Origin of the sequence: Flavobacterium sp. 11 (genome assembly GCF_002754315.1) — a bacterium.
GTDB lineage: Bacteria > Bacteroidota > Bacteroidia > Flavobacteriales > Flavobacteriaceae > Flavobacterium > Flavobacterium algoritolerans.
Genome location: NZ_PEFE01000001.1, coordinates 262725 through 285294, shown reverse-complemented (window position 1 = coordinate 285294; position 22570 = coordinate 262725). Strand labels below are relative to the sequence as shown.

The following is a 22570-nucleotide window of genomic DNA, read 5'->3' as shown; positions in this document are numbered from 1 at the left end:
ATTACAATTATAAATTTCCTTATTTTTGGAGGATGAAACATATTATACTGGTCTTTTTGTTATTTCCTATTATGATTTGGTCTCAATCCAATTTTGATAAAGCAGAAAAACTGTTTAAAGAGGAAAAGTACGAACAGGCACAATACCTGTTTGAATCTGTTTTGAAGTCCAATTCTTCAGATTTGAAAACAATCGAATATTTAGGAGATATTGCAGGTTATAATAAATCATGGGATAAAGCGATTGTTTATTACAAAAAACTAAAAATTTTAAAACCTTCAGAAGCCGATTATTATTATAAATATGGTGGAGCTTTAGGGATGAAAGCCAAAGAAACAAGTAAATTCAAAGCGCTTGGTATGATTGATGAAGTCAAAGGTTCTTTTGAAAAAGCGATAAGTCTTAATCCAAAACACATTGAATCACGTTGGGCTTTGATCGAATTATATATTCAGTTGCCAGGAATTGTAGGAGGTAGTGAATCCAAAGCTATAAAATATTCAAATGAATTGTTGCGATTATCACCTGTTGATGGTTATTTGTCCAGAGGTCATATTGAGGAATATTTTAAAAGATATAAAGTTGCAGAGCAACAGTATAAAAAAGCGATACTTATTGGAGGTTCAAAAATAAGTTATCAAAAGCTAGCTAACTTATACAAGAACAAAATGAGAGAGCCAGAAAAAGCAAAATTAGTATTAGAAACCTATAATAAAAAAAGTTCAAGATAGATTTTAATCTCTCTCGAATTCAACAACCATAAACCAAAAATTAGAATGCGTACACATTTTATAGCTATCGGAGGAAGCGCCATGCACAATCTGGCTTTAGCATTACACAACAAAGGGTATCAAGTTACGGGAAGTGACGATGCTATTTTTGAACCATCAAAATCAAGATTAGATAAAAAAGGAATTTTGCCTCCAGAATTGGGCTGGTTTCCAGAAAAAATAACATCAGATATTGAAGCAGTTATTCTTGGCATGCATGCAAAAGCTGATAATCCTGAATTACTAAAAGCACAAGAATTAGGACTTAAAATATATTCTTATCCCGAGTTTTTGTACGAACAATCCAAAAATAAAACACGTGTAGTTATTGGCGGTTCACATGGAAAAACAACAATAACTTCAATGATTTTACATGTGATGCATTACCATGATATAGCAGTAGATTATATGGTTGGCGCACAATTGGAAGGTTTCGATACGATGGTACATCTTACGGAGGAGAATGACTTTATCGTTTTGGAAGGAGATGAATATTTGTCTTCGCCAATTGATAGAAGACCCAAATTTCATTTGTATCAACCAAACATCGCCCTAATTTCAGGAATTGCTTGGGATCATATTAATGTTTTTCCAACGTATGAGAACTATGTAGAACAGTTTGAAATTTTTATTGGCAAAATTACCAATGGCGGAATTTTAGTTTACAATGAAGACGATGCTGAAGTAAAACGTGTGTCCGAAGCTGCTACGAACCCAATCCGTAAACTAGCGTATCATACTCCAAAATATTCTGTTAATGATGGTGTGACACTTCTAGAAACACCAGAAGGCGATATGCCAATTGAAGTTTTTGGAGCACATAATCTTAATAATTTGGCTGGAGCCAAATGGATTTGCCAAAACATGGGAGTCGATGAAGCTGATTTTTATGAAGCCATTGCCAGTTTTAAAGGAGCATCAAAACGATTGGAAAAAATTGCAGAAAGCAAAACAAAAGTTGCCTATAAGGATTTTGCGCATTCACCAAGTAAAGTTGTCGCAACTACTAAAGCAGTTAAAGAGCAATATCCAAACAGAACTTTGGTGGCTTGTCTAGAATTGCATACCTATAGCAGTTTGAATGCAGAGTTTCTAAAAGAATATGAAGGTGCATTAGAATATGCGGATAAAGCAGTAGTTTTCTATTCCCCTGACGCTGTAAAAATCAAACAGCTTGAAGAAGTTACATACGACCAAATTGCTAAATCTTTTAATCGTGAAGATTTAATTATTTATACGAATCCAAAAGATTTCAAAGACTATTTATTTAATTTAAATCTTGAAAATTCTGCTTTGTTGTTGATGAGTTCCGGTAATTATGGCGGATTAAACTTTGATGAGGTAAAGGAATTGGTAAAGTAAAAGTGATATGAGTGATACTATAAGAATTTCTAAAACTACAAGTGAAAATCCCGATTTTATAAATCTCATTGGCGCATTAGATAAAAGTTTGTGGGAGCGTTATCCGGAATTGAAAACAGATTATTGGGGTAATAATATTATTGAATTAAATCCAAATGTTGTTGTTATTTATTTGGAAAACAATCCTGTAGCATGTGGTTGTTTTAAGAAATACGATAAGGATACAATTGAAATAAAGCGTATGTTTGTTTCTCTTGAAGCCAGAGGAATGGGTTTAGCTCAAAATATTTTACGTGAGCTAGAACTTTGGGCTCATGATTTAGGATATTCATTTTCTGTTTTGGAAACATTATACAAACAAAAGGAAGCTATCGCTTTATATCAAAAAACAGGATATAGCATAGTTGATAATTATGAGCCTTATGTGGGTTTAGAAAATAGTATTTGCATGCGGAAACAAATTTAAATAACAAATGAATGGCTGAAAATTCCTTTTTTCCTATAACGAATTGGTCCGAAGATGATAAGCCACGAGAAAAACTAATGCTGAAAGGCAAAAGTGTTTTAAGTGACGCAGAATTGATTGCCATTTTGATTGGATCAGGAAGTAGAAACGAATCGGCTGTTGATTTGAGTAAAAGGATTTTAGCAAGTGTAGACAATAATTTGAATGCATTAGGTAAATTATCCATTTCGCAATTAATGAATTTCAAAGGAATTGGTGAAGCGAAAGCCATTTCGATTATAGCTGCTTTAGAATTAGGAAGAAGAAGAAGGGCGGAAGATGCGGTAGATTTAAAGAAAGTGACTTCCAGTAAAATCATTTTCGAAATTATGCAGCCTATTATTGGTGAATTGCCACACGAGGAATTTTGGATTATTTATTTGAATAACTCGAATAAGGTTATTTCTAAATCCCAGTTGAGTAAAGGCGGTATTACCGGAACATTAGTAGATGTTCGCATCGTTTTTAAAACAGCGCTAGAGATGGGTGCAACAGGATTAATCTTGTGTCACAATCATCCATCGGGAACTCTGATTCCAAGTGATGCAGACAAACAGATTACAAGAAAATTAAAATTGGCAGGCGATAGTTTAGAAATAAAAGTACTAGATCATTTGATTGTTACTGAAAAAAACTATTTTAGTTTTGCTGATGAAGGAATATTTTAAAACATAAAATGAAACATACTATAATAACTGATGTTTTCTTTGATTTAGATCATACGCTTTGGGATTTTGATAAAAATTCAGAGTTGACATTTGAGACTATTTTTAATAAAAATCATCCCGCAATTGAAACCAAAGTTTTTATTGAAAAATATGTGCCAATAAACCAAGAATGTTGGAAGCTATATCAATATGATAAAATTACGCATGAAGAGTTGCGTTATAATCGATTGAAGTATTCTTTTGATGCTCTTGATTATTCGATTTCTGACGAAGAAATTGATGCCATAGCAAATGATTATATTCGTTTTTTACCTGAAAACAATCATCTTTTTGACGGTACTTTTGAAGTTTTAGACTATTTGAATCAAAAATATAATCTTCATATAATTACAAATGGATTTGCTGAGGTTCAATACAAAAAGATACATAATTCTAATATTGGGAGTTATTTTCAAACCGTCACAAATTCTGAAATGGCAGGCGTAAAAAAACCAAATCCAATTATTTTTGATTATGCCTTAGATTTAGCCAAAGCCAAAAAAGAAAATAGTATTATGATAGGGGATAGCTTAGATGCAGATGTGCAAGGTGCTCTTGACGCGGGATTAGATGCTATTTTTTTTAATGAAAGTAAAATACAAGTTGAGCAGCAAATTAAACAAATTAATCATTTATTAGAACTTAAAAAATATTTATAAATATGAAAAAGCAATTTTTATTATTGTTATTATTGGTCGTTAGTTATTCCTATTCTCAATCTGTGAACGATTACAAAGCTGTAATTGTTCCTTTGAAATACGATTTTCTCAATGGCGAAAACCAATTCCGGTTGAATACATTAACCAAGTTTAATTTAAATAAAGCAGGTTTCGTTTCATTTTATGCCAGTGAAACTATACCGGCCGAGTATAATGAAAGATGCAGTTTGTTATATGTTGATGTGGTTAAAGATAACGGCTTTTTGACGACAAAACTTTTTATAACACTGAAAGATTGTTATGGAAAAATAATATTCCAATCGATAATTGGAAAAAGTAAAGAGAAAGAATATAAGGTTGCTTACACAGAAGCTTTAAATGAAGCATTTAAATCTGTTTACGCTTTGCAATATAAATACAATGGAAATGTGGCTGCTAAAGTCGAACCTGTGATACAAACAGAAGTTGTTAAGCCTATGGCATCTCCTGTTGCTGTGGTTAAAAATGTAGTGAGTGAGCCAGTTGTGGTCAATACTGTAGTTGGAGATTCTAATTTATTGTATGCACAACCTACGGCTACAGGTTTTCAATTGATAGATAGCACACCAAAGGTTGTTATGAAGTTATTCAAAACCTCTCAACCAAATTCCTTTATTGCAATGAAAGACACCGTTCAAGGGTCATTAATTCTAAAAGATAATCAGTGGTATTTTGAATATTATCAAAACGATAAATTGATTTCTGAAAAAGTAGATGTTAAGTTTTAAACTTCAGAAAGCTGTTATCTAAAATAGTTTCATAAAAAAGGTCTTGAGAAATCAAGACCTTTTTTATGAAACTTAATATCCGTATTTATCTTTCCAACGGTTTTTAAGAAATTCCCTGATGCTATTTTCTCTGGAATTGTTCCCAGGAATATATATAGGTGTTTTGCTTAATGCTTCAGGTAAAAATTCCTGTTCAGCAAAATTATTGGTGTAATCGTGCGAGTATTTGTATTCTTCACCATAGCCTAATTCTTTCATTAGTTTTGTTGGAGCATTGCGTAAATGAATTGGAACCGGTAAATCTCCAGTTTGCTTTACAAGTTGTTGTGCCGTTCCGATGGCTAAATAGGAAGCATTACTTTTAGGTGAAGTCGCTAAATAAACGGCGCATTGGCTCAAAATAATTCTACTTTCAGGATATCCAATTGTAGCAACTGCCTGAAAAGTATTATTTGCCATAATAAAAGCCGTTGGATTAGCATTTCCTATATCTTCACTACTTAGAATTAGCATTCTTCGTGCTATAAACTTTACATCTTCTCCGCCTTCAATCATTCGGGCAAGCCAATATACAGCTCCATTAGGATCACTACCTCGAATGGATTTGATAAAAGCAGAAACTATGTCATAATGTTGTTCGCCAGTTTTGTCATACAAAACGGTATTTTGTTGCACCAAGGCAAAAACACGATCATTTGTGATTACAATTTCGTCTTCATTGGACGCATTTACGACAAGTTCAAATATATTTAATAGCTTTCGTCCATCGCCACCGGAAAGTCTCAGTAGCGCTTCTGTTTCGCTTAAAACAATATTTTTTGTAGATAAATAAGCGTCTGTTTTCATGGCGCGTTCCAGCAAAGACTCTAAATCTTTTTTGGTAAAGGCATTCAAAATATAAACCTGACAACGGGAAAGTAATGCAGGAATCACTTCAAAACTCGGGTTTTCTGTAGTGGCGCCAATAAGTGTTATCCAACCTTTTTCTACTGCTGCCAGCAAAGAATCTTGTTGTGATTTGCTAAAACGGTGAATCTCATCAATAAATAAAATAGGATTTTTAGCGGTAAACAAACCACCGCTTTGCTTCGCTTTTTCAATCACATCACGAATATCTTTTACACCAGAATTGATGGCGCTCAAAATATAAAATGGTCGTTTCGATTCTTGCGCAATAATTTGTGCTAATGTAGTTTTTCCAGTTCCCGGTGGTCCCCAAAATATTAACGATGGGATGATTCCTTTTGCAATTTGTTGTGTCAATGAACCATTTGGTCCTACAAGGTGGGATTGACTGATGTAGTCTTCTAATTTTTGTGGTCGTATGCGTTCTGCAAGTGGTGCTTCCATAACGTAAAATTACTGTTTTTTTTAATCTGAACTTGTCTTGGATTGTCAAAATTTGTTTCGTTAGGAGCTATTTCCAGCTGTACACTATATCTTTTACATCTCGTTGAAAAAACGAGATATAAAAGGATGTCGTTTCCATCTGGGCTAGGTAGTAGCATTAAAAAATGGTTTTCAGTTTAAATATGACAAAATAGCATTAAATTGCTTTTGGATAAGTTTTTGAATTAAAACCAGAATATAAAACTTCTCGCTATTCATGGAAAAGCATTTTAAATTTACCAATTCAGTTATTGGGTTACCACTTTTTTTTGTGGTATTCCTGTGGTTTGTTTTTTGGCTGGAAATTCGATTTGATTTTGACTTTGTCCAAAACGGAATTTATCCTAGAACTTTTGCAGGTTTACAAGGCGTTTTTCTTAGTCCGTTTATACATGCTGATATGGAGCACCTGTATAATAATTCGATTCCTTTATTAATTTTATTGGCAGCTTTACAATTTTTTTATGCAGAGCAATCGGTAAAGGTTATTGGATACGGAATTTTAGTTTCGGGATGTATCACTTGGGTTATTGGTAGAGATAATTACCACATAGGGGCAAGCGGATTGATTTATGTTCTCTTTAGTTTTATTTTTTTTAAAGGCATACAAACTAAATACAATCGATTGGTAGCTTTGTCACTTGCTGTGATAGTTGTGTATGGAGGTTTGGTTTGGTATGTTTTTCCAAGTCCTGAAATTACAGGAAATAAATCTATTTCTTGGGAAGGTCATTTGGGAGGATTGCTCACAGGTTTTTTTCTTTCGTTAGTTTATAAAACTCCTGAATATAAAAAAGTCATTAAATATGATTGGGAACGCCCAGATTTTGATCCTTCAGAAGATAAATTTATGCAGCGTTTCGATGCTGATGGAAATTTTGTAAATATCCCAAAAATTGAAGAAAATGAAGAACAACAGGAATTCTCAACGTATTATACTTCTAGTCTTCCAGTAGATTATGAGATTGTCACAAATGGAAAAAATGAATCAAAACATAAGTCTTAATTCATTTTAGTAAATAGTTTAGAGAATATAGTATTCTAAAAATCTAAGAAGTCCAACAATCTAAGATCGTTGTCTTACAGCTTCATATAAAAAAGCTCCACAAGCCACTGATACATTTAGTGAACCAATAGTTCCAAACATAGGAAGTTTAGCTTTCTCATCAACAATTTTAAGTACTGATGGGTTTACACCTCTATCTTCCGATCCCATAATGATTGCTACAGGTTCGTTTAATGAAATGTCATAAATATTTTGATCTGTTTTCTCAGTAGCTGCTACAGTTTTTATACCACTAGCTTGCAAAAGAAAAATAGCGTCCTTAATGTGTTCTACTTTACAAATGGGAATATTAAATACTGCTCCGGCTGATGTTTTTACAGTATCGCCATTTACAGGTGCCGAACCTGCTTTTTGAACAATGATTCCGTTCACTCCAGTACACTCAGCAGTTCTGATTATAGCACCAAAATTACGTGCATCAGATATTTGATCTAAAATCAAAAACAAAGGTTTTTTTCCGTTTTCGATTACTGTTTCTATCAAAGATTCTAAGTCAAAGAATGATATAGGGGATATGGTAGCCACCGCACCTTGATGGTTATTTGGTGTCAATCTATTTAGTTTTTCAACTGGTACATAAGAAAAATTAATATTACCACGCTTCATAACTTTCATCAGGTCTTTCATCAGTTCGCTGCTCGCTTCCTTTTGAATATAGACTTTGTCTACAGTTGCACCCGCTTGTATAGCTTCAATTATTGCTCTAATCCCAAATATTTGATGTTCTTTTTCCATGGCGCAAAGATATAAAAAAAAACCACCCCAAAAAATGGGATGGTTTTTAATAATTGAATTAAGTGATAATTAGAATTTATCCCAGAATACTTTTGTTGTTTGCGTATCGCCACCAATTGCTGCAGATGCTGCTGTATAGTTGACTTTGTTTAAGTTTTGTTCGCTAATAGGATAAGTATATCTTGTTGGAACAGGATCTTCAGAAACAGCTGGAAGGTTAAATCCAGGCATATCATAAGTTCTCCAAGCAGTCCATGCTTCGTAACCTCTGTTGTACATTGCTAACCAAAGTTGATTTCCAATTTTTACTTTCCAAGTTCCTGGAGCTGTTGCATAATTTACAGCAGGATTTGCTAAATAAGTAGCTACATTAGGGGCTCCCCAATAGTCGAATGATGCAGTAATACCTGCATTATAAAACAGAGCAGCATTAACAGGTGTTCCTGAAATAGAACGTTCCGCTGCATCTGCTAAGTAAAAACACACTTCTGAATAGTCAATCAAAGATGCTGGATTTGTTGGGTCTATTACTCTATCACTTACATGAGTGTATGATGAGAAAGCATTGTTATCTCCATAAGGTCCTCCTTCATAAACACCAGTCCCTAAATTTTGATCAAAATATACAGCTCTTCTTGGATCAGAAAGATTATTCATGAAATCTACTAATGTATTAGCAATAACAAAATCCGATCTTCCGCTTTGTACTAGATCAACCCAAACAGGATTGGTATTAGGTGTTGCATTAGAATAAACTAAACTTGCATTATCTGCATTTGATGTAAATACACCACCACTAACAGCTGCTTTAATAGCCGCTGTTGATTTAGTAGCCAAAGCAGGAACATCTGCAACTCGTACACCCATTCTCAACATTAATGAATTTCCGAATTTTTTCCATTTAGCAGTATCTCCACCATAAATTTTGTCTGCTGTACCAAAACCACTATCAGTTAAATTTGGTATTGCAACAGCTATACGAGTAAGTAAATCGCTATAAATGGTTGCAGCGTCATCGTATACTGGTAATACATACTGACCCGCATTTAACGCTTGAGAATAAGGAATATCCCCAAATGTTTCAACCATTTGTGCCCAAGCATAAACAGTCAATATCTCAATTTGAGCATTTTTTGTTTTTTTGGTTTCAGCTGATATAGTAAGATCTGCATCATTATTTATTTTTGCTGTAGCTAGATCTGCCAAAACATCTCTGTAGATTTCAGACCAGTGACTTTGTGTGATATTACGTGTATTGAAATCGTAATTAGCTTCATCTACGTAAGTTGTTTCTGTCCAATGCTGACCTAACATCCTATAGATGTTATTGTTCACATTTGTGCTTGTCATTTGATCAAATAAACTCTTGGTTGCTGCATTGAATAAAAATTCTGAGCTAACCTGTGTAGGGTTTTTTGGATCTCTATTTTTATCTTCATATTTGTCATCTGATTGACAAGATATTAAAGTAATAATAGTTAATGTTGTTAATATTATTTTTTTCATAATTTAATTTTTTAAAACTGTAGTTTAAGACTTGCTCCGATTTCTCTTATAGATGGATAAGCTCCAGATTGGTACCCTTGAACATTCCCAGAACTTAGACCAGCTTCTGGATCAGTATAAGGAGTGTTTTTGTCGATAATCCATAGATTTCTTCCAATTAATGAAAAAGATGCATTAGTGAAAGGAAGTTGTTTTAACATTTTACTATCAAAATTGTAAGTTAAACTTGCTTCACGCAACTTAACATAACCAGCGTCATAAACATGTAATTTATTAGGAGCTCTTGCGTAACCTTCAGCAGTAGTGTAGACACTTGCATTTGCTCTAGCTTGATTTGGTGTTCCATCAGGAGCAACACCTGGCATAATAACACCACCACTGTTAGCACCGTAGTTTCCAAGTGTTCCAACTATTGGGTCTCTTCTTGGATTTCCTAAATCATTGTTAGCTGCAGAGAAGTCATACATACCTGTTGCATAACCATACCAAGTATCTAGAGAGAAAACATCTCCACCTTTTTGCATGTCAATTAAGAAACTTAAATTCAAGTTTTTATAAGTGAAACTATTATTAAGACCTGCTTTCCAATCTGGGTTGATATCTCCAATCACAACATTACTTGCAGCTGTTCTTTGGTATGTACCAATTCTAGATCCAGTTTGATTAACAATTGGTTGGCCATTTGCAGCATAAATAAAATCACTTCCTCGGATAGTTCCGTAAGGTTGTCCTGGTGTCGCATTGATAGATACACCACCCTGTAATGCTGCTAATTGTAAGTTTTCAATACCGTTAAGTAATGAAACAACTAAGCTTTTATTTTGAGACCAGTTTAGATTTAAATCCCATTTGAAAGAATTAGTTTTAAATGGAGTAGCATTAAACTGTACTTCTAATCCTTTGTTTTCAATAGTTCCAGCATTTAATACAGCTGAATTATATCCAGTTGCTGTTGATAATGGAATACTTGTAATTTGATTGATGTTTTGGTCGTTATAATAAGATACATCAAAACCAAGACGTCTGTTTAAAAAAGACATTTCTAAACCAAATTCATAACTTTCTTGTCTCTCAGGTAAAAGGTTCAAGTTGTTTTGAGCCCCTGGGTTTGAAGCAACACCAGTTCCGTCAAATGGAGTTCCAATATCAAATGTATTAAAAACTCTATAAGGACTTGTATCACTACCTACTTCAGCATAATTTGCTCTTAATTTACCAAATGTTAACCATTTTGCTTCAATGAATTTAGAGAACACTAAACTTCCAGAAACTGAGAAATAATTGTATCTGTTGTCAGCTTTTGGTAAATTAGATGAACGGTCAGTTCTAAAAGTACCCTCTAAGTAAGCATAACCATCATAACCTAAACTCGCTCTAATGTATTCGCCATCTACCATGCTGTTTGCGTCATATTCAACAGGAGCAAGAATAGGACTTACACTATTTGAAAGAGAGTATAGACGTGCTTTGTTTAAACCTCCGTTAGTAGCAGCAAAAATGCTGTTTTGGATGTTGTTTCTTAAACTCCAACCAATGTTTCCTTCTAAATTTAATTTTTCAGTTAAATTTTTATTGAAATTCAACATTAAATCATAATTATATTCAGCAACAGTGTTGTTATATCTTGAATACTTAGATACATCTGAGCTTCCAACATTTATTCTTTCTTCTTGTAATTCGCTATAGCTATCAAAAGAAAATCTACCCATTATACTCAACCAATCTGTTAACTTATCTTCTAAGGCAACATTTCCAAAGTATCTTGATCTTGTATCTGTCTCATAATTTTCATAGAAAGTCCAGTACGGATTGTCAGAGTAAATTGGTTTTAAATTCGTAGATGAGTTAGGATTCCAAGTAATATTTTCTCTAGTAAGAAAATAAGCTTCTTTTTGTTCATTGAAATCAACATTCATTTGATTCCATTGTCTAAATTGTTGCATTACGTTATTAGAAGAATAACCTGTACCATTTCTACCTTTTCCGTCAGTTTTTACAAAATTGAAACTTGTAGATGCTTTTAATTTATCTGTTAAATTTTGAGATCCTGAAAAAGATATCGTATTTCTTTTAAGACTACCGTTTGGTAAGTTACCTTCTTGCATTAAGTTAGTAAAACCTAATCTAAATGCGCTTGTATCTGTACCTCCATCTAATGAAACAGAGTTTACAGTAGTACTTGCAGTACCCCAAACAGAATTAGGGTTGCTTTTACCAGCTACCCATGGAGTTGCTTTTCCGTAACCAGGTAATTGAGGATAAATAGAATTCCATTGGTAAACCAATAAACTTGGATCAAATGCAGCACCATATGATGCATCTTCTGTAAAAGGAGTTGTTAAATCATCTATACCATCTCCGTTTATATCAGCTAAGCCAAAATAACCATCAGCCGAGTCATAGTATGGTCCATAACCTGCTCCATATTTATTTTGATATTTAGGTAAAGTTTCTTTATCTGCAGTTCCTAAAGTTACGCTTGAATTAATTGTAACGCCAATACCTTTTTGACTCTTCCCTTTTTTAGTAGTAATCATTACTACACCATTAGAAGCACGAGAACCATAAAGTGCTGTTGCAGCAGCTCCTTTTAGAACGTTGATAGTTTCAATGTCATCAGGATTGATGTCAGATGCAGCATTTCCGTAGTCAAAACCACCTCCACCAGTTTTTTGGCTTGATGTGTTTGAATTGCTATTGTCTATCGGAACACCGTCAACAACAAATAAAGCTTGGTTGTTACCTGCAATAGAGTTATTACCTCTAATAACTACTTGGGTAGAACCACCTAAATTTCCTGATGTTTTAATTTCCATACCGGCAACTTTACCAGATAGTGAGTTTACAAAGTTTGAGCTTTTTACGTTAGAAACAGCGTCACCTTTAACCTCTTGAGTAGAGTAACCTAGAGATTTTTTCTCTCTTTTAATACCTAAAGCTGTTACCACCACGCTTTCAAGTTCTAATGCGCTACTTGCTAACTTTACATTAACAGTTGATGAACTAGCTGTAACTTCTTGGGTTTTCATCCCAATGTAGCTAAATACCAAGACTTGGCTTGGAGAAGCTTTGATAGAGTATTTTCCATCAAAATCAGTTTGTGTTCCTGAATTTGTTCCCTTTACTAATACACTCACGCCTGGTATCGGCAATCCTGCATTATCAGAAACAACACCTGAAACAGATCTTTCTTGCGCAAAAGTTAGTTGCGCCATAAGTACTACTAATAGTACTAAGATTCCATTGAACTTTAGTTTCATTTTTTAATATTTTGAATTAGTCTCGCAAACTTCTTAATAATTTGTTAACTTTCCTAATATATAAATCTCTATTTTTTATTGTAATTAAAATTTAACATTATAACAGATGTGGATTATAGTGTTATAAATTTCAATTTCTTGGTCTTCTGTGCTACCATTTGCAATAGCAAATTTTAACAACCCATTTTTTGTTTGTAGTCCAAATCCAAGTCCTATTCCTAGTAGTTTTTCGGTGTTGTCTGTTTGTTCAATGTCTGATTTGTTCTTGTAGATGCTGTAATCTAGTATTGAATGTACATATAGATTGGTAGAGAGTAAGTATCTGTATTCTGTAAGAATTGAAGTTGCGAAATATGCTTGTAGACTGTTTTCTGTAAAGCCTCTTATGCTGTTGAGTCCTCCAAAACGAAAAAGTTCATTTGCAAGATAACGATTGCTTTGTAAATAATAATTCTGGCTATTTATATTTATTATATTCTTTTTGTTTAAGGTAAAGTTATGAGTGGCTTGAATATTTAAAAAAAATTGATTGCTTTTGTTGGTGTTTTTTGGTTTATTGTCGATTTCTCGTTTTCCGATTCCGGCGGTTATTGAAAAAAATGATTTTATAGGGAAGGTAAAATTGGTTAAATCTAATTTGGTGTAATTAAAGCTGGATGTTAAAAAGGAATTGTTGAAATCGCTTATCGAAGTGCCGATTGAGTTTTGAATGTCGCTTGACTCTGTAGTTTGGTATCCTATATAGAAACGTGTATTGTAGTTTGTAAAGTAGCTTAAGTCGATTGCTGTTTTTGTGTTTTGAAAAGTGCTGTCTTGTCTGAATAATTGAATTTGTGCTTTTAATCCTATCGGAGTTTTAAATAAATAAGGTAGTTCAATACTGGCATTAAATGTTTTTTGGTCGTTACCATCGCTTTTCCAATAAACGGATAATTGTTCGCCAGAGCCTAAAATATTTTCTAGGTTTACGTCTAAATAACCATTTAGAGTTGTTTTTTTATTTTCATTATTTGAAAATCCAATAAAACCATCAAAAGTGTTGGATTTTTTTTTCTCAAGATATACAAAAACTTTTGTCGTGTCTTTTGTGAATAAAATTTCGGGATATTTTACTTGATTGGTAAATCCGAATTTTTCAAAATCATTATAAATTTGGTCTACTATTTTTTGATTGAAAATGCTGTTCTTGTATTTTTTGTTGATTTGTGCTAAATGTCCACTTGGGAATTTATTTGATCGGTTGTTTTCTGTATAATTTATTATTATGGAGTTTAGTGTTCTTTTTTGGTCTGAATCTAGTTTTAAATCTGCATAAATTTCGGTATCGATTCTTTTAATGTTAATCAGTTTTAATTTTGCTAATGCAAATCCGTTTTGCTCTAGTTTTTGAACGGCTTCTTTTAGAAAAGAATTAATTTTTGTGTAGGGTAGCGTTAGAGTGTCTTTTTTGCTTAGATCTGACAAGTTGTTGAATAGATTATTTGTACCTATATATATATGTATAAATTTTATTTTTTTTCCTAACTCAAAATTCGCAACGTAACTAGAGTCTTCTTTTTTAGTAAATTCTAAAATAGTGTTGTCGATATAGCCTATTTCGGATAGTTTTTCTGAAAGTTTGTGTATTTCCTCGCTAATGGATTTCGTGTTTTTGTGTTTTGTGTTGTATTTTAAGGAATCTATAGTTTTTGTTTCTGATGAATTACTTCCGGTTATCAATAATCGAAAATTTTGCGCAGAAGAATTAAGGCAAAAATTCAGAAAGAAAAGTAAAATAAAAGTGGATTTCAAATGAGTATGTATTTTTAATAAAAGTAACGCAAATATCTATTGTTTGTGATAAAAATCAAATGATAAAATAATCTTATTGAAAATTAATGAATTAACGTTTGTAGAGTAAAAAATATTTTCTACATTTGCAACCCCGTAAAAAGCGGGAATTTAATATAATAAGAAATTTTTAGTATTAATTATGCCAACAATTCAACAATTAGTAAGAACAGGAAGAACTCAGATAACTAAGAAGAGTAAATCGGTTGCTTTAGATTCTTGTCCTCAAAGAAGAGGGGTTTGTACGCGTGTTTACACTACAACACCAAAAAAACCAAACTCTGCAATGCGTAAAGTAGCGCGTGTACGTTTGACAAATGGTAATGAAGTGAATGCTTACATCCCTGGTGAAGGACACAATTTACAAGAGCACTCGATAGTATTAGTTAGGGGTGGAAGGGTAAAAGATTTACCAGGAGTTAGATATCACATCGTTCGTGGTGCGCTTGATACGTCAGGAGTAGCAGGAAGAACGCAAAGAAGATCTAAGTACGGAGCAAAACGCCCAAAAGAAGCAAAAAAGTAATTTAAAAAGTTATTTCTTGTAGAGATGTGATTCGTCACAACTGTATGGGTATGACATTTTATTAAAAAAAAGACATGAGAAAAAGAGCGGCAAAGAAAAGACCACTTTTACCAGATCCAAGGTTTAATGACCAACTGGTAACACGTTTTGTGAACAACTTAATGTGGGATGGAAAAAAATCGACAGCGTTTAAAGTATTTTATGATGCAATTGACATCATTGAGTCTAAAAAACAAGATGCAGAGAAACCGTCATTAGAAATTTGGAAAGATGCGTTAACTAATGTTATGCCTCACGTAGAAGTACGTAGTCGTAGAGTTGGTGGAGCTACATTTCAAATTCCAATGCAAATTAGACCAGACAGAAAAATTTCTATGGCAATGAAATGGTTGATTCTTTATTCAAGAAGAAGAAACGAAAAATCAATGGCTCAGAGATTGGCTTCAGAATGTTTAGCTGCGGCTAAAGAAGAAGGAGCTGCAGTTAAGAAAAGAATGGATACTCACAAAATGGCAGAAGCTAACAAAGCATTCTCTCACTTTAGATTTTAATTCTTAAGAAATGGCTAGAGATCTTAAATATACAAGAAACATAGGAATTGCTGCTCACATTGATGCTGGTAAAACAACAACAACAGAGCGTATATTGTTCTATACTGGAAAATCACACAAAATTGGTGAAGTACACGATGGTGCTGCAACAATGGACTGGATGGCACAAGAGCAAGAAAGAGGTATTACAATTACTTCTGCTGCTACAACTTGTGAATGGAATTTTCCAACTACACAAGGTAAAATTTTACCTGAAACATTACCTTATCACTTCAATATTATCGATACACCGGGACACGTTGACTTTACAGTTGAAGTAAACCGTTCTTTGCGTGTACTTGATGGTTTGGTTTTCTTATTTAGTGCTGTTGATGGTGTTGAGCCACAATCAGAAACTAACTGGAGATTAGCAGATCAATACAGAGTTCCACGTATTGGATTCGTTAATAAAATGGATAGACAAGGATCTAACTTTTTGATGGTATGTCAACAAGTAAGAGATATGTTGAAATCAAATGCAGTTGCGATCACTTTGCCAATTGGTGAAGAAAATGATTTCAAAGGTGTTGTGGATTTAGTTAAAAACCAAGCTATAGTATGGCATGAAGAAGGTTTAGGGGCAACTTATGATATTGTGCCTATTCCAGAAGATATGCTTGAAGAAGTTAAAGAATACAGATCGATTCTTATTGAAGCAGTAGCTGATTATGATGAGACTTTGCTTGAAAAATTCATGGAAGATGAAAACTCTATTACAGAGGAAGAAATCAACATTGCATTAAGAGCAGCTGTAATGGATATGGCTATCATTCCTATGATTGCTGGTTCTTCTTTCAAAAATAAAGGAGTTCAATTCATGTTAGATGCAGTATGTAAATACTTACCTTCTCCAATGGATAAAGATGGTATCGAAGGAATTCATCCTGATGATGCTGATTTATTAGAAGAAGATCAAACTAAAATTTTGCGTAAGCCAGATGTTAAAGAGCCATTCGCTGCTTTAGCTTTTAAAATTGCTACTGACCCATTCGTAGGTCGTTTAGCTTTCTTTCGTGCTTATTCAGGACGTTTAGATGCTGGTTCTTATGTTTTGAACACTCGTTCAGGAAATAAAGAAAGAATTTCTCGTATCTATCAAATGCATGCTAACAAGCAAAACCCAATCGAATATATCGAAGCAGGTGATATTGGAGCAGCAGTTGGATTTAAAGATATTAAAACTGGAGATACATTGTGTGATGAAAAGAACCCAATTATCTTAGAAAGTATGAAATTCCCTGCGCCGGTAATTGGTATTGCAATTGAGCCTAAAACTAAGGCTGACGTAGATAAAATGGGTATGGCTTTGGCTAAATTGGCTGAAGAAGATCCTACTTTTACAGTTAGAACAGATGAAGCTTCGGGTCAAACTATTATCTCAGGTATGGGTGAGCTTCACTTAGATATCTTAGTGGATAGAATGAGACGTGAATTCAAAGTTGAAGTGAACCAAGGTGAGCCTCAAGTTGAATACAAAGAAGCTTTTACTAAGAAAGCACAACATAGAGAAACATACAAAAAACAATCTGGAGGTCGTGGTAAATTCGGTGATATCGTATTTATACTTGAGCCAGCAGATGAAGTTGACGGTAAAGCTCCAGTTGGATTGCAGTTTGTAAATGCAGTAAAAGGTGGTAACGTTCCTAAAGAATATATTCCATCAGTTGAAAAAGGTTTTAGAGAAGCTATGAAAACAGGTCCTTTAGCAGGATACCAAGTAGATAGTTTGAAAGTAACTTTATTAGACGGATCTTTCCACCCTGTGGATTCTGATGCACTTTCTTTTGAGCTTGCAGCAAGAATGGGTTATAGAGAGGTAGCTAAAGCAGCTGGTGCTGTTATATTAGAGCCAATCATGAAAATGGAAGTGATTACACCAGAAGAAAACATGGGAGATATCGTAGGTGATATCAACCGTCGTAGAGGTCAGGTGAATGATATGGGTGATAGAGCTGGTGCTAAAACTATTAAGGCAGATGTGCCATTATCTGAAATGTTTGGATACGTTACTACGTTAAGAACGCTTTCTTCAGGTAGAGCAACATCTACTATGGAATTTTCACACTACTCTGAAACGCCTTCTAATATTTCAGAAGCAGTTATCAAAAAAGCAAAAGGAAACGCATAATCTTTAAGAAAATGAGTCAAAAAATCAGAATAAAATTAAAATCTTACGATCACATGTTGGTAGACAAGTCTGCTGAGAAGATTGTAAAAACGGTAAAAAGTACCGGTGCAGTTGTTACAGGACCAATTCCATTACCAACACACAAAAAACTTTTTACAGTACTACGTTCTCCACACGTTAACAAAAAAGCGAGAGAGCAATTTGAAGTAATGTCATACAAGAGATTAATTGACATTTATTCATCTTCATCAAAAACTATTGATGCTTTGATGAAACTTGAATTGCCTAGCGGTGTTGAAGTAGAGATCAAAGTTTAAATAGCTTACTAGTAAGAAAGGAACGCTGTTTTTAAGCGAAAAATATTTTTTTGGTTTGTGTGTAAATAAGTTATACATTTGCACCCACTTAAAAAAATAGGATTCGGTTAAAAGCTGCGTTCTATATTTATATTTAATAATTAATAATTAATATTTATGTCTGGGTTAATTGGTAGAAAAATCGGCATGACTAGCATTTTCGACGAGAACGGGAAGAATATTCCTTGTACAGTAATCGAAGCTGGACCATGTGTTGTTACCCAAGTCAGAACCAAAGGTGTTGACGGGTACGAAGCGTTGCAACTTGGTTTCGATGACAAAAACGAGAAACATTCCACAAAAGCGGCTTTAGGTCACTTTAAAAAAGCGGGAACTGTAGCTAAGAAAAAAGTCGTTGAATTCCAAGATTTCGCAACAGAGCAAAAATTAGGAGATCTTATTGATGTTTCTATTTTTTCTGAAGGAGAATTTGTAGATGTACAAGGTGTATCTAAAGGTAAAGGTTTTCAAGGGGTTGTAAAACGTCACGGTTTTGGTGGTGTTGGTCAAGCAACTCACGGTCAACACAACCGTTTAAGAGCGCCAGGTTCTGTAGGAGCTTCTTCTTATCCATCTAGAGTATTCAAAGGAATGCGTATGGCTGGAAGAATGGGAGGAGACAATGTAAAAGTTCAAAACCTTAGAGTTTTAAAAGTAGTGGCTGATAAGAACCTACTTGTTATTAAAGGATGTGTTCCTGGTCATAACAACTCTTATGTAATCATTCAGAAGTAATGGAAGCAAAAGTATTAGATTTCAACGGAAAAGATACTGGAAGAAAAGTTCAACTTTCTGATTCAGTATTTGGTATAGAACCAAACAATCACGCAGTATACCTTGATGTTAAGCAATATCTTGCTAATCAAAGACAAGGAACGCACAAAGCTAAAGAAAGAGCTGAAGTAGCGGGAAGTACTCGTAAGATTAAAAAACAAAAAGGAACTGGTACTGCTCGTGCGGGTAGTGCAAAGAATCCATTGTTTAAAGGTGGTGGAACAGTTTTTGGACCAAGACCAAGAAGTTATTCATTCAAATTGAATAAAAGCTTGAAACGTTTGGCTAGAAAATCTGCTTTCTCAATTAAAGCAAAAGAGTCGAACATTATCGTTCTTGAAGACTTTAATTTTGAAACTCCAAACACTAAAAATTTCATCAACGTTTTGAAAGCTTTAGAGTTAGAGAATAAAAAATCCCTGTTTGTGTTGGGTGATACAAATAAAAATGTATATTTGTCGTCACGCAATTTAAAAGGCTCTAGCGTAGTAAGTAGCTTAGAATTAAGTACTTACGCTATATTAAACGCTAATAATTTAGTGCTTTTAGAGAGTTCTTTGGAGATAATTGAAGAAAATTTAAGTAAATAATAGGATATGAGCATCATAATTAAGCCTATAGTAACGGAAAAAGTAACCAAAGAAAGTGAAGTTTTAAACCGCTTCGGATTCGTTGTTGACAAAAAAGCAAACAAAGTGCAAATTAAGAAAGCTGTTGAAGCTGCTTACGGAGTAACTATTTTGAGTGTTAACACGATGAACGTAAGACCGGATAGAACTACTAAATACACTAAAAGTGGTTTAATCAGTGGAAAGACGAATGCAATTAAAAAAGCAATTGTTCAAGTACAAGAAGGAGAAACAATTGATTTTTACAACAATATCTAAGATAAAATGTCAGTAAGAAAATTAAAACCTATTACCCCAGGTCAGCGATTTAGAGTTGTGAATGGTTATGACGCCATTACAACTGATAAGCCGGAACGCTCTTTGATAGCGCCGATAAAAAACTCTGGTGGTAGAAATAGTCAAGGAAAGATGACCATGCGTTATACGGGTGGTGGTCACAAGCAGAGATATCGTATCATTGATTTTAAACGTACTAAAGAAGGAATTCCTGCTACGGTTAAATCAATTGAATATGATCCAAATCGTACTGCATTTATCGCTTTGTTGGCGTATGCTGATGGAGAGAAAACGTATGTTATTGCTCAAAACGGATTGAAAGTTGGTCAGAAATTAGTTTCTGGTCCAGAATCTCAACCTGAAATTGGTAATACTTTACCTTTAAGTAGAGTTCCACTTGGAACTGTTATTTCTTGTATCGAATTGAGACCAGGACAAGGAGCTGTAATTGCTCGTTCTGCTGGAACATTTGCTCAATTAATGGCAAGAGATGGAAAATATGCTACAATTAAAATGCCTTCTGGTGAAACAAGATTAATCTTGTTGACTTGTTCGGCTACAATTGGAGCGGTTTCTAATTCAGACCACCAATTAGTTGTATCTGGTAAAGCAGGTAGAACAAGATGGTTAGGAAGAAGACCTAGAACAAGACCTGTTGCAATGAACCCTGTCGATCACCCAATGGGTGGTGGTGAAGGACGTTCTTCTGGTGGACATCCACGTTCAAGAAATGGAATACCAGCTAAAGGTTATAGAACTCGTTCTAAGAAAAACCCGAGTAACAAGTATATCGTAGAACGTAGAAAGAAATAATAAGATATGGCACGTTCATTAAAAAAAGGACCTTTCGTTCATTATAAGTTAGACAAGAAAGTTCAAGAAAACATCGCAGGTGGAAATAAAGGAGTGGTTAAGACATGGTCTAGAGCTTCTATGATTACTCCAGACTTTGTTGGACAAACTATCGCAGTTCATAACGGTCGTCAATTTGTACCAGTTTACGTAACAGAAAACATGGTAGGTCACAAATTAGGAGAATTTTCACCAACTAGATCTTTTAGAGGTCATGCTGGAGCAAAAAATAAAGGTAAAAAATAAGAAGCAATGGGAGTTCGTAAAAGAGAAACAGCAGACGCAAGAAAAGAGGCTAACAAGTCTTTGGCCTTCGCAAAGTTAAATAACTGCCCTACTTCACCTAGAAAAATGCGCTTAGTAGCAGATCTAGTAAGAGGTCAGAAGGTAGAAAGAGCACTAAACATCTTAAGATTTAGTTCTAAAGAAGCTTCAAGAAAATTAGAAAAATTGGTTTTATCTGTAATTGCCAACTGGCAAGCAAAAAACCCTGAAGCTAATATGGAAGAAGCAGGTTTATTCGTAAAAGAGATCAGAGTAGATGGTGGAATGATGTTGAAAAGACTTCGTCCAGCTCCTCAAGGTCGTGCACACAGAATAAGAAAACGTTCTAACCACGTAACAATCGTGCTTGGAGCTATCAATAACACACAAAGCAATTCTTAAGCAGCATGGGACAAAAGACAAATCCAATTGGAAATAGACTTGGTATCATCAGAGGATGGGACTCAAACTGGTATGGTGGAAATGATTACGGTGATAAACTTGCCGAAGATCACAAAATCAGAAAGTACATCCATGCTCGTTTATCAAAAGCTAGTGTATCGAAAGTAATCATCGAGAGAACTTTAAAACTTGTAACCGTTACTATCACTACTGCTAGACCTGGTATCATTATCGGAAAAGGTGGACAAGAGGTAGACAAGTTGAAAGAAGAACTTAAAAAGATTACTGACAAAGAGGTTCAAATCAACATCTTTGAAATTAAAAGACCTGAACTTGACGCGTATCTAGTTGCTACAAGCATCTGTCGTCAAATCGAAAGCAGAATTTCTTACAGACGTGCAATCAAAATGGCTATTGCTGCTTCTATGCGTATGAACGCAGAAGGTATCAAAGTTTTGATTTCTGGTCGTTTGAATGGTGCAGAGATGGCACGTTCAGAAGGTTTCAAAGAAGGTAGAATTCCTCTATCAACTTTCAGAGCTGATATTGATTATGCTTTGGCTGAAGCTCATACTACTTATGGTAGAATGGGTATCAAAGTATGGATCATGAAAGGTGAAGTTTATGGAAAGAGAGATCTTTCTCCACTTGCCGGAATGGACAAAAAACAATCTGGTGCTGGTGGTAAAGGTGGTGATTCTCCTAGAGGAGACAGAAAACCTTTTAATAAAGGTGGAAAACCAGACGCTCGTAAACGAAAGTAAATTTTTAAACTAAAGAAAAATGTTACAGCCTAAAAGAACAAAATACCGTAAGGTACAAAAAGGTAAAATGAAAGGGAACTCTCAAAGAGGACATGAACTTTCTAATGGAATGTTTGGTATTAAATCTGTACATGAAGATGGAATGTTCTTAACCTCTCGTCAAATCGAAGCTGCGCGTATTGCTGCAACTCGTTTTATGAAAAGAGAAGGACAATTATGGATCAAAATATTTCCAGACAAACCTATCACTAAGAAACCTCTTGAGGTACGTATGGGTAAAGGTAAAGGTGCCGTTGAATATTGGGCAGCTGTTGTTAAACCCGGAAGAATTATGTTTGAAGTTGGAGGAGTACCTTTGTCAGTTGCAAAAGAGGCGTTACGTCTTGCTGCTCAAAAGCTTCCAGTAAAAACTAAATTCGTCGTTGCTAGAGATTTCGAAGCATAATCTATATT

Annotated in this window: 24 protein-coding genes; 19 read left to right on the top strand and 5 right to left on the bottom strand. The window is 34.3% G+C overall.

All coding sequences use genetic code 11. The features are described from left to right. Nucleotides 1–32 precede the first annotated feature (32 nt). From CLV00_RS01290 to CLV00_RS01265, 6 genes are read left to right on the top strand one after another with little or no spacing between them, the layout of a single operon-like run. Nucleotides 33–731, top strand: coding sequence for a lipopolysaccharide assembly protein LapB (locus CLV00_RS01290; RefSeq protein WP_099713457.1), 699 nt, complete (start codon nucleotides 33–35; stop codon nucleotides 729–731). Nucleotides 732–776: 45 nt separating this feature from the next. Next, nucleotides 777–2132: a UDP-N-acetylmuramate--L-alanine ligase gene (gene murC / locus CLV00_RS01285; RefSeq protein WP_099713456.1), complete on the top strand. Its 1356-nt coding sequence runs from the start codon at nucleotides 777–779 to the stop codon at nucleotides 2130–2132. 7 nt (nucleotides 2133–2139) lie between these two features. Further along, nucleotides 2140–2598: a GNAT family N-acetyltransferase gene (locus CLV00_RS01280; RefSeq protein ID WP_099713455.1), complete on the top strand. Its 459-nt coding sequence runs from the start codon at nucleotides 2140–2142 to the stop codon at nucleotides 2596–2598. Nucleotides 2599–2609: 11 nt separating this feature from the next. Next, nucleotides 2610–3305 carry a DNA repair protein RadC gene (radC, locus tag CLV00_RS01275; protein ID WP_099713454.1) on the top strand — a complete coding sequence of 232 codons (696 nt, stop codon included), beginning with the start codon at nucleotides 2610–2612 and terminating at the stop codon, nucleotides 3303–3305. A gap of 8 nt (nucleotides 3306–3313) precedes the next feature. Further along, entirely contained in the window at nucleotides 3314–4003 is a 690-nt protein-coding gene (locus CLV00_RS01270) for a YjjG family noncanonical pyrimidine nucleotidase (RefSeq protein ID WP_099713453.1), read from the top strand. 2 nt (nucleotides 4004–4005) lie between these two features. Then, the gene (locus CLV00_RS01265) at nucleotides 4006–4770 is read left to right on the top strand and encodes a hypothetical protein (RefSeq protein WP_099713452.1); all 765 of its coding nucleotides are present in this window, start codon (nucleotides 4006–4008) and stop codon (nucleotides 4768–4770) included. Between the two features lie 72 nt (nucleotides 4771–4842). On the opposite strand, the gene CLV00_RS01260 is transcribed toward CLV00_RS01265, so the two are convergent. Continuing rightward, nucleotides 4843–6120, bottom strand: coding sequence for a replication-associated recombination protein A (locus tag CLV00_RS01260; RefSeq protein ID WP_099713451.1), 1278 nt, complete (start codon nucleotides 6118–6120; stop codon nucleotides 4843–4845). 256 nt (nucleotides 6121–6376) lie between these two features. On the opposite strand from CLV00_RS01260, the gene CLV00_RS01255 reads away from it, so the two are divergent. Continuing rightward, nucleotides 6377–7165, top strand: a complete 789-nt coding sequence (locus tag CLV00_RS01255; RefSeq protein ID WP_099713450.1) for a rhomboid family intramembrane serine protease — start codon at nucleotides 6377–6379, stop codon at nucleotides 7163–7165. A gap of 60 nt (nucleotides 7166–7225) precedes the next feature. Here the strand turns inward: CLV00_RS01255 and rlmB are convergent, their stop codons facing one another. The 4 genes from rlmB to CLV00_RS01235 form a co-directional block, all read right to left on the bottom strand. After that, entirely contained in the window at nucleotides 7226–7960 is a 735-nt protein-coding gene (gene rlmB, locus CLV00_RS01250; RefSeq protein WP_099713449.1) for a 23S rRNA (guanosine(2251)-2'-O)-methyltransferase RlmB, read from the bottom strand. 69 nt (nucleotides 7961–8029) lie between these two features. Continuing rightward, nucleotides 8030–9466, bottom strand: a complete 1437-nt coding sequence (locus CLV00_RS01245; RefSeq protein WP_099713448.1) for a SusD/RagB family nutrient-binding outer membrane lipoprotein — start codon at nucleotides 9464–9466, stop codon at nucleotides 8030–8032. A gap of 11 nt (nucleotides 9467–9477) precedes the next feature. Then, on the bottom strand, nucleotides 9478–12726 hold the full coding sequence (locus tag CLV00_RS01240; RefSeq protein ID WP_099713447.1) for a SusC/RagA family TonB-linked outer membrane protein: 3249 nt from the start codon (nucleotides 12724–12726) through the stop codon (nucleotides 9478–9480). A gap of 84 nt (nucleotides 12727–12810) precedes the next feature. Continuing rightward, on the bottom strand, nucleotides 12811–14445 hold the full coding sequence (locus CLV00_RS01235; protein WP_233206838.1) for a hypothetical protein: 1635 nt from the start codon (nucleotides 14443–14445) through the stop codon (nucleotides 12811–12813). Nucleotides 14446–14698: 253 nt separating this feature from the next. Here CLV00_RS01235 and rpsL point away from each other — a divergent pair, with 253 nt between their 5' ends. The 12 genes from rpsL (at nucleotide 14699) to rplP (ending at nucleotide 22562) form a co-directional block, all read left to right on the top strand. Then, nucleotides 14699–15082 carry a 30S ribosomal protein S12 gene (gene rpsL / locus CLV00_RS01230; protein ID WP_007136570.1) on the top strand — a complete coding sequence of 128 codons (384 nt, stop codon included), beginning with the start codon at nucleotides 14699–14701 and terminating at the stop codon, nucleotides 15080–15082. A gap of 74 nt (nucleotides 15083–15156) precedes the next feature. Next, nucleotides 15157–15633: a 30S ribosomal protein S7 gene (gene rpsG / locus CLV00_RS01225; RefSeq protein WP_035668130.1), complete on the top strand. Its 477-nt coding sequence runs from the start codon at nucleotides 15157–15159 to the stop codon at nucleotides 15631–15633. A gap of 10 nt (nucleotides 15634–15643) precedes the next feature. Further along, nucleotides 15644–17800: an elongation factor G gene (gene fusA / locus CLV00_RS01220; protein ID WP_099713445.1), complete on the top strand. Its 2157-nt coding sequence runs from the start codon at nucleotides 15644–15646 to the stop codon at nucleotides 17798–17800. Between the two features lie 11 nt (nucleotides 17801–17811). Continuing rightward, nucleotides 17812–18117, top strand: coding sequence for a 30S ribosomal protein S10 (rpsJ, locus tag CLV00_RS01215; RefSeq protein WP_011963470.1), 306 nt, complete (start codon nucleotides 17812–17814; stop codon nucleotides 18115–18117). Between the two features lie 156 nt (nucleotides 18118–18273). Beyond that, nucleotides 18274–18891 carry a 50S ribosomal protein L3 gene (gene rplC / locus CLV00_RS01210; protein WP_099713444.1) on the top strand — a complete coding sequence of 206 codons (618 nt, stop codon included), beginning with the start codon at nucleotides 18274–18276 and terminating at the stop codon, nucleotides 18889–18891. Further along, nucleotides 18891–19520, top strand: coding sequence for a 50S ribosomal protein L4 (gene rplD, locus CLV00_RS01205; RefSeq protein WP_035668126.1), 630 nt, complete (start codon nucleotides 18891–18893; stop codon nucleotides 19518–19520). The genes rplC and rplD overlap by 1 nt, the downstream gene beginning before the upstream one ends. Nucleotides 19521–19526: 6 nt before the next feature. Then, the gene (rplW, locus tag CLV00_RS01200; RefSeq protein ID WP_035668124.1) at nucleotides 19527–19817 is read left to right on the top strand and encodes a 50S ribosomal protein L23; all 291 of its coding nucleotides are present in this window, start codon (nucleotides 19527–19529) and stop codon (nucleotides 19815–19817) included. A 6-nt stretch (nucleotides 19818–19823) separates the two neighbouring features. Further along, entirely contained in the window at nucleotides 19824–20648 is an 825-nt protein-coding gene (gene rplB / locus CLV00_RS01195) for a 50S ribosomal protein L2 (protein WP_035668122.1), read from the top strand. Between the two features lie 6 nt (nucleotides 20649–20654). Then, nucleotides 20655–20933, top strand: coding sequence for a 30S ribosomal protein S19 (gene rpsS, locus CLV00_RS01190; protein WP_007136562.1), 279 nt, complete (start codon nucleotides 20655–20657; stop codon nucleotides 20931–20933). 6 nt (nucleotides 20934–20939) lie between these two features. Next, entirely contained in the window at nucleotides 20940–21353 is a 414-nt protein-coding gene (gene rplV, locus CLV00_RS01185; RefSeq protein ID WP_035668120.1) for a 50S ribosomal protein L22, read from the top strand. Between the two features lie 5 nt (nucleotides 21354–21358). Further along, a complete protein-coding gene (gene rpsC / locus CLV00_RS01180; RefSeq protein ID WP_035668118.1) occupies nucleotides 21359–22117 on the top strand; it encodes a 30S ribosomal protein S3 in 759 nt (252 codons plus the stop codon). A 19-nt stretch (nucleotides 22118–22136) separates the two neighbouring features. Beyond that, entirely contained in the window at nucleotides 22137–22562 is a 426-nt protein-coding gene (rplP, locus tag CLV00_RS01175) for a 50S ribosomal protein L16 (protein ID WP_007803637.1), read from the top strand. Nucleotides 22563–22570: the final 8 nt, after the last annotated feature.